The sequence below is a fragment of the Rhizobacter sp. genome (genome assembly GCF_031412495.1).
Classification (GTDB): domain Bacteria; phylum Pseudomonadota; class Gammaproteobacteria; order Burkholderiales; family Burkholderiaceae_C; genus Schlegelella_A.
In genome coordinates, this window is the sequence record NZ_JANODC010000006.1 from 1 (window position 1) to 10,957 (window position 10,957).

Annotated in this window: 11 protein-coding genes and 1 pseudogene; 2 read left to right on the forward strand and 10 right to left on the reverse strand. The window is 71.4% G+C overall.

Annotated elements, in window-relative coordinates; all coding sequences use genetic code 11:
- From AC30N0_RS00195 to AC30N0_RS00240, 10 genes are all read right to left on the reverse strand, one after another.
- Nucleotides 1-815 (reverse strand): M16 family metallopeptidase (locus AC30N0_RS00195; RefSeq protein ID WP_489515926.1); only part of this gene is annotated, 815 nt, incomplete at its 3' end.
- Entirely contained in the window at nucleotides 812-2,254 is a 1,443-nt protein-coding gene (locus tag AC30N0_RS00200; protein ID WP_489515935.1) for a M16 family metallopeptidase, read from the reverse strand. The genes AC30N0_RS00195 and AC30N0_RS00200, both read right to left, overlap by 4 nt.
- Before the next feature lie 22 nt (nucleotides 2,255-2,276).
- Complete coding sequence (locus tag AC30N0_RS00205; RefSeq protein ID WP_489515927.1) at nucleotides 2,277-2,579, reverse strand: antibiotic biosynthesis monooxygenase family protein; 303 nt, start codon at nucleotides 2,577-2,579, stop codon at nucleotides 2,277-2,279.
- A 19-nt stretch (nucleotides 2,580-2,598) separates the two neighbouring features.
- Nucleotides 2,599-3,312, reverse strand: coding sequence for an ABC transporter ATP-binding protein (locus AC30N0_RS00210; protein WP_489515928.1), 714 nt, complete (start codon nucleotides 3,310-3,312; stop codon nucleotides 2,599-2,601).
- On the reverse strand, nucleotides 3,309-4,070 hold the full coding sequence (locus AC30N0_RS00215) for an ABC transporter ATP-binding protein (protein ID WP_489515929.1): 762 nt from the start codon (nucleotides 4,068-4,070) through the stop codon (nucleotides 3,309-3,311). The genes AC30N0_RS00210 and AC30N0_RS00215 overlap by 4 nt, the downstream gene beginning before the upstream one ends.
- Complete coding sequence (locus AC30N0_RS00220; RefSeq protein WP_489515936.1) at nucleotides 4,063-5,046, reverse strand: branched-chain amino acid ABC transporter permease; 984 nt, start codon at nucleotides 5,044-5,046, stop codon at nucleotides 4,063-4,065. Before AC30N0_RS00220 ends, AC30N0_RS00215 begins: the two co-directional genes overlap by 8 nt.
- Before the next feature lie 49 nt (nucleotides 5,047-5,095).
- Complete coding sequence (locus AC30N0_RS00225; protein ID WP_489515930.1) at nucleotides 5,096-5,968, reverse strand: branched-chain amino acid ABC transporter permease; 873 nt, start codon at nucleotides 5,966-5,968, stop codon at nucleotides 5,096-5,098.
- Between the two features lie 21 nt (nucleotides 5,969-5,989).
- On the reverse strand, nucleotides 5,990-7,165 hold the full coding sequence (locus AC30N0_RS00230; protein ID WP_489515931.1) for an ABC transporter substrate-binding protein: 1,176 nt from the start codon (nucleotides 7,163-7,165) through the stop codon (nucleotides 5,990-5,992).
- An 11-nt stretch (nucleotides 7,166-7,176) separates the two neighbouring features.
- Entirely contained in the window at nucleotides 7,177-7,971 is a 795-nt protein-coding gene (locus tag AC30N0_RS00235) for an alpha/beta fold hydrolase (RefSeq protein ID WP_489515932.1), read from the reverse strand.
- 13 nt (nucleotides 7,972-7,984) lie between these two features.
- Nucleotides 7,985-9,589: a benzoate-CoA ligase family protein gene (locus tag AC30N0_RS00240; protein WP_489515933.1), complete on the reverse strand. Its 1,605-nt coding sequence runs from the start codon at nucleotides 9,587-9,589 to the stop codon at nucleotides 7,985-7,987.
- Nucleotides 9,590-9,634: 45 nt separating this feature from the next.
- On the opposite strand from AC30N0_RS00240, the gene AC30N0_RS00245 reads away from it, so the two are divergent.
- Nucleotides 9,635-10,561, forward strand: a complete 927-nt coding sequence (locus AC30N0_RS00245; RefSeq protein WP_489515934.1) for a helix-turn-helix transcriptional regulator — start codon at nucleotides 9,635-9,637, stop codon at nucleotides 10,559-10,561.
- 49 nt (nucleotides 10,562-10,610) lie between these two features.
- Nucleotides 10,611-10,957: pseudogene (locus AC30N0_RS00250) on the forward strand (2,3-epoxybenzoyl-CoA dihydrolase); the annotation flags it as partial.

Consider the following 10,957-nt stretch of genomic DNA (forward strand, 5'->3'; position numbering starts at 1 on the left):
GCGGCTTCGCCGGCCGCTGCCGGTGCCGGTCGCCAGCTGCCGAAGTGGCGCCGCGCCAGCGTCAGGCCGGCCGCCGGCGTGATGTCGCCGGTCAGGATCAGCACGGCCTGGTCGGGCCGGAAGGTGCGCCGGTGCAGGCCGACGAGGTCGTCGCGACGGATCCGCGGCAGCGATTCAGGGGTGCCGCCGGCCGGGTGGCCATAGGCGGTGCCGGCGTAGGCGAGGCGGTCGGCAGCGAGCGTCGCGAGCACGCCCGGATCGGCGTAGGCGACCTTCAGCGAGTCGAGGCTCTGGGTCCGGATCCGCTCGATCTCGGCGGCCGCGAAGACCGGCTCGGTCGCGACTTCGGCGACGAGCGCCAGGGCTGCGTCGAGGCGGGGCGTCGTCACCGTGATGCCGACGCTCGACTGGTGCCAGCCGGCCCCGCTCTCGAGCGAGCCGCCGAGCGCCTCGGCGGCGGCGGCGAGCTCCGGCGCGCTGCGCCGGCGCGTGCCCTGGGTCAGCAGCGTCGCCGCCATGGACGCGAGGCCCGCCAGCCGCGGCGGATCCGCTTCGCTGCCGGACAGCACCACCAACTGGGCGCTGACCAGGGGCACGCCCTGGCGGCGTGCCACGACGAGGCGCAGCCCGTTGTCGAGCACCGTCTCGCTCGGTGCCGCGATCACCAGGGGGCGGGGTGGTGCCGGAGGGGGCGGCGTCGGAAAGGGCTGCGCCTGGACCAGGCCGGCACAGACGCCGATGCAGAGGGCGACGACCCATCGCGCTGCCGACACGCGGCGGGTCGACGTCTGGCCGGGCGCTGTCGGGCCGCTCAAGGCCGGGCTCCGGCCTGGCGATAGTCGAGCGTCACCTTGTGCGGCTGCAGGAGGTACTGGCGCACGACACGGCGCACGTCGGCCGCGGAGACGCGTTGCAGCTCCTCGAGCGCGGTGTTGATGCGCGCCGGGCTGCCTTCGAGGACGGCCGCCTCGCCCATCGCCGAGGCCAGCCCGAGCGGCGTCTGCCGCGACACGAACGCGCCAGTGATGAGCTGGTTCTTGACCTTCTCCAGTTCGGCTGCGGTCGGCGGCGAGTCGACGAGGCGGCGCAGCTCGGCGAGCAGGGCGGCGCCGAGCTGGGCGACCGGTCTGTCGCCGGAGGCGATCGCGTACGCCATAAGGAGCCCGGGCCCTTCACGCAGGCCGGCCTCGAAGCCGGCCTGGGTGGCGATCTGCTGGCGGTAGACGAGCGACTGGTGCAGGCGCGACGACTCGCCCGCCGAGAGCACCGCCGAGGCGACCTGCAGGGCGGCGGCATCGCGGCTCCGCAGCGGCGGCGCCTGCCAGACCAGCGCCACCGCCGGCAACGGGACCGTCGGCGCGGTGATGGTGCGGGCCCGGTCGGCGGTCCAGGGCGGCTCGCTGCCGGTGAAGGTCGGCAGCGGCTCGGTCGGTCGCCGGACCGGGCCGAAATAGCGGTCGACCCAGGCGTCGAGCTGCCTCGGCTCGAAGTCGCCGGCGACGATCAGCGTCGCGTTGTCCGGCCGGTAGTAGCGGGCGTGGAAAGCGACGACGTCGGCGAGCGTCGCCGCCTCGAGGTCCTCGATGCTGCCGATCGCCGAGCGCCGGTACGGGTGCTGCAGGTAGGGCTCGGTCGTCACCGCGTTGAAGAACAGCCCGTACGGCGAGGCGAGCACGCGCTGCCGGTACTCCTCCTGCACCACGGCCCGCTCGGACCGGAAGCTCGCCTCGTCGACCTTGAGGTTCATCATCCGCTCGGCCTCGGCCCAGAGCAGGGTCTCGAGGTGGTTCGACGGCACGACCGACTGATAGGCCGTCACGTCGTCGCTGGTGAAGGCGTTGTTGACGCCGCCGACGTCCTCGGTGAGGCGATCGAACTGCTCGGCCTTCAGGTACTCGGTGCTCTTGAACATCATGTGCTCGAAGAGGTGGGCGAAGCCCGAGCGCCCGGCCGGATCGTTCCGCCCGCCGACGCGGTACCAGACCTGGATGCTGACCGTGGGGCTGCTGCGGTCCTCGATCGAGAGGACCTGCAGGCCGTTGCCGAGACGGCGCTCGCGGTAGGCGACCTGCGGCACCTCGAGCGCGGCCGCCACGCCGACGGCGGGCGTGCGGCCGGTCGCTGCGGCAGCCGGCTTCGCCTGCGCAGCCGAGTCCGTCTGCGCGAGCGCGCCCGCTGCGATCAAGGTGCCCGCCAGGACCACGGTGGCCGTGGCGGCGCGGGCGGAGAGCAGGGTCGATCCGAGGCGGTGCATGCGGGCCACGCTGCGAAACGGCTCAGGCCGACGCGGTCACCAGCGAGAAGTGCTCGACCTGCGGCGGCGCGGCGAAGAACGGCCCGACGATGGCGCGCCACTCGGGGAAGAGCGGGCCCTGGCGGAAGTCGACGGTGTGGTTCTCGAGCGTGTCCCACCAGATCATGAGGACGTAGCGCTCGGGCGACTCGATGCCCTTGTGCACCTGGTGTTTGCGATAGCCGGTGCAGCGGCTCGCCACCGTGGCCAGGCCGTGCGCGACGGCGGCCTCGAACTCTGCGTTCCGGCCCGGCGTGATGCGGATGTCGGCGATCTCGAGAATCATCTTTCGTGCTCCTTGCGAATCACTGTACGCCGAGATAGCGGTCGAGCGCGCCGGCGTCGGCGGCGATCTCCGCCGAGCTGCCTTCGAGGACGATGCAGCCCTTCTCGAGGACGACGGCGCGGTCGGTGTGGCCGAGCACGGCACGCGCGTTGCGATCGACGATGAGGGTGGCGATGCCGGTGGCGCGGATCGCCGAGACGGTGCGCCAGATCTCGGCGACGACGAGCGGCGCCAGGCCTTCGGTCGCCTCGTCGAGGACGAGCAGGCGCGGGTTGGTGAGCAGGGCGCGGCCGATCGCGAGCATCTGCTGCTCGCCGCCCGAGAGCTGCTGGCCGCCGTGCCCGAGCCGCTCCGACAGGCGCGGGAAGGTCTCGAGGACGCGCTCCAACGTCCAGTCGGCGCTGCCGTCCGGGCCGGGCCGGGCCGTCATCACCAGGTTCTCGCGCACCGACAGGTTGGGAAAGATGCCGCGCCCTTCCGGAACGTAGCCGATGCCGAGGCGCGCCATCCGTTCCGGTGCGGCGCCGGTGACCGTGCGCCCTTGCCAGGCGATGCTGCCGCCGGCCGCGGGCACGTAGCCCATGAAGGTGCGGATCAGCGTCGTCTTGCCCATGCCGTTGCGGCCGAGCAGGCCGACCGACACGCCGGCCGGCACCTCCATCGAGACGCCGCGCAGCACGTGGCTGTCGCCGTAGCGCGCGTGCAGGTCGGCAATGGCGAGCAGGGAACTCATCGCGTGGGGGCGTCGTCGTCGCCCAGATAGGCGAGGCGCACCGCGGGGTCGGCACGGATGCGCTCCGGCTCGTCGCTGGCGATGACCTGGCCGTTGACCATCACCGTGATGCGGTCGGCGACGCGGAACACCGCGTCCATGTCGTGCTCGACGAGGAGGATGGCGTGGCTCGCCTTCAGCGTGCCGAGCAGGTCGAGCATGCGGCCGGTCTCCTCGGCGCCCATGCCGGCCAGCGGCTCGTCGAGCAGCAGGGCGCGCGGCTCCGTGGCCAGGCACATCGCAATCTCGAGCTGGCGCTTGGCACCGTGGCTGAGCGTGCCGGCGGTGCGGCCCGCTTCGCCGGCGAGGCCGGCCGCGCCGAGGGCGCGCGCCGCCGCGGCGATGCCGGTAGCGTCCTTCGAGGCGCTCTCCCACACGCGCCACGGCCGCGGCGCGCGCGACTGCGCCGCGAGGCGGCAGTTCTCGAGGGCGCTGAACTCCGGAAAGATGGTGGTCCGCTGGTAGCTGCGGCCGAGGCCGGCGCGGGCCCGGCGCGGCTGCGGCCAGCGCGTGACGTCTTCGCCGGCGAAGCGCACGCTGCCCGCGCTCGGCGCCATCTCGCCGGAGAGCATGTTGATGAGGGTCGACTTGCCCGCGCCGTTGGTGCCGATCACGGCGTGGATCTCGCCGACGTGCAGCTCGAGCGATACGCCGTCGACCGCGGCGAGGCCGCCGAAGCGCTTGCCGAGGCCGGTCGCCTGCAGCAGCGCCTCAGCCACGCCGCGCTCCGCGCAGGCGCTCGCCGAGCCCGATCAGGCCGCGCGGCAGGGCGGCGACGAAGGCGATGATGGTCAGGCCCAGCGTGAGCTGCCAGTGCGACGCCAGCGGGCCGACGATGCCCTCCGACTGGAACACTTCCTTGAGCAGCGTGAAGGCCACCGCGCCGATCACCGCGCCGCGCAGGCTGCCGATGCCGCCGAGGATCAGCATCAGCAGGACCGCACCGGACTCGTGCCACGACAGCAGCTCGGGGTTGACGGCGCCGTCCTTGACCGCCAGCAGCAGGCCGGCCAGGCCGGCCAGCGCGCCGGCGACGATGAAGGCGGCCAGCTTGTACGGCGTCGTCGAGAAGCCCGCCGCGCGCATGCGCTGCTCGTTGACCCGGATGCCCGCGAGGGCGTGGCCGAAGCGCGAGCGGAGCAGGAGGGCGATGAAGGCATAGGTGCCGGCCAGCGCGGCCAGCACGGCGTAGTACAGGTGCAGCCGCTGGCCGAGATCGAGAAGGGTGACGCCGCCGACCTGCAGCGTCGGCTTGACGTACAGGAAGATGCCGTCGCTGCCGCCGCCGGCCTTGGTGTCGTGGACCACGAAGTAGGCGAGCTGCGCGAAGGCAAGCGTGACCATGATGAAGTAGACGCCGCGCGTGCGCAGGCTGAGCGCACCGACGACCGCGGCATAGAGCGCAGCGCCGCCGACGGCGAGCACGAGCAGCACAGGCAGGGGCGCGCCGCTGTCGCCTGAGCCGAGCACCGCGGCATAGGCGCCGATGCCGAGGAAGGCGGCGTGGCCGAGGCTGACCAGCCCGGTGGCGCCGACGAGCAGCTCGAGGCTGAGCGCGAAGATCGCGTAGATCGCGATCCGGACGATCAGGTCCTGGGTGTACGGCGTCAGGAAGAACGGCAGGACGGCGACGAGGGCGAGCGCCGCCGCCGGGACGAGCCAGCCGCCGGCCTCGCGACGGCCGATGTCGGGCAGCTCGGCGATGTCGGGTGGGTCCGTCGCCTGGCCCGGCGTGCCCCTGGCCTCAGACGGCACGTTTCATCAGCCCTTCGGGCCGCCAGATGAGGATGATCGCCATCAGCAGGTAGACGCCGGCGCCGCTCCATTCCGCGAAGAAGACCTTGCCGAAGGTGTCGACGAAGCCGACCAGCAGCGAGGCGATCAAGGCCCCGGTGATCGAGCCGATGCCGCCGATCACGACGACGACGAAGCAGATGATGAGGATGCTGCCGCCCATGCCCGGGTACACCGAGGAGAGCGGCGCGGCGATCATGCCGGCCAGCGCGGCGAGTGCCACGCCGCCGGCGAAGACGACCCGGTAGAGCTGGCGGATGTCGACCCCCAGCCCGCGCACCATGTCGCGGTTGCTTGCGCCGGCGCGGATCATCATGCCGAGCCGCGTCCGGTTGACGACGGCGTAGAGCGCGACGGCGACCACCAGGCAGGCCACCGACGCGAAGACCCGGTACCACGGGTACTCCATCAGACCGCCGAGGCGAAAGCCGCCCGCGAGCCACGCCGGAATCGGCACGCCGTGCACGTCGTTGCCGACGAGGATGCTGCGCAGCTCCTCGAAGACCAGGATCAGGGCATACGTCATCAGCACCTGCTGCAGGTGGTCGCGCTGGTACAGGAAGCTGAAGAAGGCCCACTCGAGCAGGTAGCCGAACATCGCGGCGAGCACCACGCCGGCGACGAGGCGCAGCACGAAGGCGTCGCCGAACACCGGCGCCAGCGCGAAGGCCATGTAGGCGCCGAGCATGTAGAAGCTGCCGTGGGCGAGGTTGATCACGCCCATGATCCCGAAGATCAGCGTCAGGCCGCTGGCGACGAGAAAGAGCAGCAGGCCGTACTGGACGGCGTTCAGGCACTGAACGAGGAAGGTGGCGGTGTCCATCGCCACCTCACGTTAACCGAGTCAGAGCTTGCAGCCCCTCGCCGGATCCGCCAGACCCTTGACGGCCACCGAGCGGAACTCGTTGTTGTTGCCCTTGACCTCGCGCAGGAACATGTCCTGCACCGGGTTGCCGGCCGGCGAGATCGTGAACTTGCCGCGCGGGCTGTCGACGGTGACCTTGCGCATCGCGGCGGTGAGCTGGTCGCGCTTGGAGAGGTCGCCGTTCACCGCCTTGAGGCCGGCCGCCAGGACCTGCGCGGCGTCGTAGCCCTGCACCGCGTAGACGTCCGGCTGCGCCTTGAAGGCGACGGCGTAGTTCTTGCGGAAGGTGTTGTTGCGCGGCGTGTCCAGGTTGTCGGCGTAGTGCAGCGCGGTCAGGATGCCCTGCGCGGCAGCGCCCTGCGCCTCGAGCGTGCCGTCGGTGAGGAAGCCCGCGCCGTAGAGCGGAATCGACTTGTTCAGTCCGGCGGAGGCGTAGTCCTTGACGAACTTGACGGCGCCGCCGCCGGCGAAGAACGAGTAGACGACGTCGGGCTTCTGGGCCGCGATCTCGGTCAGCAGGGCCTGGAACTCGACGTTCGGGAAGGGCAGGTTGAGCTCCTTGATCACCTTGCCGCCGCTCTTCTCGAAGCCTTCGGTGAAGCCCTTGACCGACTCCGCGCCGGCGGCGTAGTTCCAGGTGATTGTCATCGCCCGCTTGACCCCCTTCTGCCCGGCGACGACGCCCATCGCGTAGCCGGGCTGCCAGTTGGAGAAGGAGGTGCGGACGATGTTCGGCCCGCACATCGGGCCGGTGATCGCGTCGGCGCCGGCGTTCGGGATGATGAGCAGCGTGTTGTTGTCCTTGGCCGCCTTGGCCATCGCCAGCGCCACGCCGGAGTGCACCGTGCCGACGAGGACGTCGACGTTGTCGCGCTTGATCAGCTTGTTGACGTTGTCCGTCGCCTTCGACGGATCGGACTCGTCGTCGACCTTGAAGTACTGGACCTCGCGGCCGCCGAGCTTGCCGCCCTGCTCCTGCACGTGCAGCTTGAAGCCGTTCTCGATCGCGGTGCCGAGCGCGGCGAAGGTGCCCGAGGCGGGCAGCATCAGGCCGATCTTGATCGGGCCGGTCGCGCCCTGGGCGAAGGCCGCGGGTGCGCCGAGCGCAAAGGCGGCGGCAAGGGCGCCGGCGAGGCCGAGAGACGTGGGTAGCATGGAGGCTCCTGTCAGGTTTCTGAATGGGGTGAATGGTCGAGGATGAAGCGGCCGGCTTCCCGGGTGAGGACACCGGGCTGGTCGCGATGGGGCGAGTGTCCGCATTCCGGGATGGCGAGCAAGCGGGTTTCCGGCAATCGACGCTGGATGGCCCGGATCTGCTCCAGCGTCCCGTACTCGTCGTTCTCGCCCTGGACGGCGAGCACCGGGCAGGCGATCGACTCGAGCTCGGCCTCGATGTTCCAGGTGCGGAATTCGGGCGACAGCCAGGCGTCGTTCCAGCCGCCGAAGGCCGAGTCGGGAACGTCGTGGTAGCGGGCCAGACGCTCGCGCAGGCCGCCGCTGTCGTAGGCCGCCTTCGCCTTCTCGATGCTGGCGATCGAGACCGGCTCGACGAACAGGTGCGGGGCGACGGCGACGACGCCGGCGACGTCGAAGCGCGACGCGTGCAAGAGGGCGATCGAGCCGCCGTCGCTGTGGCCGAACAGCCAGGGCCGCACGATGCCGGCCTTCTCGAACAGGGCCGGAAGGACCTCGGAAGCCTGCCGGTGCATGAAGTCCGGTCGCCAGGTCTCGCCCGCCGCACGCGGGGTCGACCGGCCGTATCCGTGGCGCGAGAAGACGAAGCCCGAGAGGCCGTTGGCTTCGCAGAACGCGGCCGGAAAGCCGCGCCACATCGCGACCGAGCCGAGGCCCTCGTGCATGAAGACGACGAGGGGCCGGGCCCTCTCGACCGGGGCGCCGACGCGCTCGATCTCCAGCCGCAGGGGCTGGCCGCCCCAGTCGATCTCGACGAAGCCGCTCACGGTGGCGCTAGGCTCAGGCCGGACCGCCGCGCTCGCGCTGGCGCAAGCGGAAGCGCTGGATCTTGCCGGTGGCCGTCTTCGGCAGCTCGTCGACGAACTCAATGAAGCGCGGGTACTTGTACGCGGCCAGGCGCTCCTTGACGAAGGCCTTCAGCTCGGCCTCGCTGACCGCCTGGCCCGCCTTGGCGACGACGAAGGCCTTGGTCTTGGTCAGGCCGTCCCCGTCCTCGATGCCGATGACCGCGCTCTCGAGCACCGCCGGGTGCTGCATCAGCGTGCCCTCGACCTCGAACGGCGAGACGTAGATGCCGCTCACCTTGAGCATGTCGTCGCTGCGCCCGGCGTAGGTGTAGTAGCCGTCGGCGTCGCGCGAGTACTTGTCGCCGCTCTTGGTCCACGCGCCCTGGAAGGTCTGCCGCGACTTGTCGCGGTTGCACCAGTACATGAGGGCCGCGCTCGGGCCCTCGATCCACAGGTCGCCGACCTCGTCGTCGGCGACGGGCCGGCCGTCGTCGCTGCGCAGCTCGATGGTGTAGCCGTCGACCGGCTTGCCGGTCGTGCCGTAGCGGACGTCGCCCGGCCGGTTCGAGAGGAAGACGTGCAGCATCTCGGTCGAGCCGATGCCGTCGATGATCTGGCAACCGAAGTGGCGCTCGATGCGCTGGCCGATCTCGGCCGGCAGCGCCTCGCCCGCCGACGAGCACATGCGCAGCGCCACTTGCTCGCGCGACGGCAGGCTCGGCGACGCGAGCATGCCGGCGAAGCCGGTCGGCGCGCCGAAGAAGATGGTGGGGCGCAAGGGCTCGCCTGCGCCGGAGCCGCCCGGCGCGCCCTCGGTCCAGCGCCTGAAGACGGCGTCCGGCGTCGGCCGCTCCGCCATCAGCACGACCGTCGCGCCGACGGCGAGCGGAAAGCTGAGGGCGTTGCCGAGGCCGTAGGCGAAGTACAACTTGGCCGCGGAGAAGCAGACGTCGCTCTCGCGCAGGGCGAGGACGCCCTTGCCGTACAACTCGACCGTCCACCAGGCGTTGGCGTGCGTGTGCACCGTCCCTTTCGGCTGGCCGGTCGAGCCGGAGGAGTAGAGCCAGAAGGCGATGTCGTCGCCGCGGGTCGGGGCCGCGGCGGCGAGCGGCTCTGCGGCGGCGAGGAGGGCCTCGAAGTCGTGCCGGCGGGCGGCACCGGAGGCGGGTGCTGGCGCCGGTGCCCCCTTCGACACGACGACGTCGGCGACTTCGTGCCCCGGCCTCGCCATCGCCTCGTCGAGCACCGCCGCCAGGGCGGCCGAGACGAGCACCGCCCGGGCGCGGCTGTGCGCCAGCATGTAGGCGTAATCCTCGGCCGTGAGCAGGGTGTTGACCGCGACCGGCACGATGCCGGCGCAGAGGCAGCCGAGGAAGGCGACCGGCCACTCGTTCGTGTCGAGCATCGCCACCAGCACGCGCTCCTCGCGGCGTAGGCCGAGGCCGAGCAGCGCACTGCCGAAACGCCGCGAGCGCTCGGCCAGCTCGCCGTAGCTCAGGCTGCCGCGGTCGTCGACGTAGGCCGTCTTGCCGGGCCGGCCGCGGTTGGCGGCGAACAGGTGCTCGGCGAAGTTCAGGTGTTCGGGGGCCTGGGGCATGGGGTGGGCTTCCTCGGCGGGCGACTAGGCAGTATATTGCATGCCATGGCCGCTGCCGACAAGGACCCCTTCCTCACCGCCCTCGGCGAGCGCGTTCGCTTGCTGCGCTCGCGGCGGGGCCTGACGCGCAAGTCGGTGGCGAAGGCGTCCGGGGTGTCCGAGCGGCACCTGGCGAACCTCGAGTACGGGATCGGCAACGCCTCGATCCTGGTCCTGCGCCAGGTCGCCGGTGCGCTCGCCTGCTCGCTCGCCGAGCTGGTCGGCGACGAGACGACCCGCTCGCCAGACTGGCTGCTGCTGCGCGAGCAGCTGCGCGGGCGCGGCGACGCCGACCTGCGCCGCGCCCGCGTCGCTCTGGGGCGCCTGTTCGGCGGCAAGGAGTTTGAGGGGGCGCGCGGCCGGCGCCTGGCCCTGGTCGGCCTGCGCGGCGCCGGCAAGTCCACCCTCGGCCGCCTCCTCGCCGAGGCTCTCGAGATGCCCTTCGTCGAGCTCAGCCGGGAGATCGAGCGCGTCGCCGGCTGCAGCGTGCGCGAGATCCACGACCTGTACGGGACCGCCGCCTACCGCCGCTACGAGCGCCGTGCCCTCGACGAGACCGTGGCACTGCACGGCGAGGCGGTGATCGCCACGCCCGGAGGCATCGTCGCCGAGCCGGCGACCTTCAACGTCCTGCTCGCCCATTGCGCGACGATCTGGATCACCGCATCGCCCGAAGAGCACATGGCACGCGTGGCCGCGCAGGGCGACACGCGGCCGATGGCGGCGAGCCCCGAGGCCATGGACGACCTGCGCCGCATCCTCGCCGGCCGCGCCCCCTTCTACGCCAAGGCCGACGCGGTGCTCGACACGAGCGGGCGGACGGAGGCGGACAGCCTGGCCACGCTGCTGGCGCTGGCCGGCGACCTGCTCGAGGTGCGCCCGGGGGCATCGAAAGCCCCTGGTGAGATGAAGCCGATTGCATCAGTCGCTTGATTGTTCGTCATGGCATGCACTATGATGCATTGATCGCCTGGAGATTCGCATGGAAGACCGTTCTGCCCCGCCCCGCGTCGACTACCGCGTCGAGCCTTCCGGCTACAGGCACTGGAAGCTGGGCGTCGAAGGCCCGCTGGCGACGCTGCACCTGGACATCGCCGAGGACGCGGGCATCCGCCCCGGCTACAAGCTCAAGCTCAACAGCTACGACCTGGGCGTCGACATCGAGCTCGCCGATGCGCTGAACCGCATCCGCTTCGAGCACCCGCAGGTGCGCTCCGTCGTCGTCTCGAGCGGCAAGGACCGCGTGTTCTGCTCGGGCGCCAACATCTTCATGCTCGGCGTGTCGAGCCATGCATGGAAGGTGAACTTCTGCAAGTTCACCAACGAGAC

What these genes read in the sequence shown, in the direction of transcription:
- AC30N0_RS00210 (WP_489515928.1), bottom strand. Translation starts at nt 3,312, where the DNA reads ATGAGTTCCCTGCTCGCCATTGCCGACCTGCACGCGCGCTACGGCGAC.
- AC30N0_RS00230 (WP_489515931.1), bottom strand. Translation starts at nt 7,165, where the DNA reads ATGCTACCCACGTCTCTCGGCCTCGCCGGCGCCCTTGCCGCCGCCTTT.
- AC30N0_RS00240 (WP_489515933.1), bottom strand. Translation starts at nt 9,589, where the DNA reads ATGCCCCAGGCCCCCGAACACCTGAACTTCGCCGAGCACCTGTTCGCC.
- AC30N0_RS00200 (WP_489515935.1), bottom strand. Translation starts at nt 2,254, where the DNA reads ATGCACCGCCTCGGATCGACCCTGCTCTCCGCCCGCGCCGCCACGGCC.
- AC30N0_RS00245 (WP_489515934.1), top strand. Translation starts at nt 9,635, where the DNA reads ATGGCCGCTGCCGACAAGGACCCCTTCCTCACCGCCCTCGGCGAGCGC.
- AC30N0_RS00205 (WP_489515927.1), bottom strand. Translation starts at nt 2,579, where the DNA reads ATGATTCTCGAGATCGCCGACATCCGCATCACGCCGGGCCGGAACGCA.
- AC30N0_RS00225 (WP_489515930.1), bottom strand. Translation starts at nt 5,968, where the DNA reads ATGGACACCGCCACCTTCCTCGTTCAGTGCCTGAACGCCGTCCAGTAC.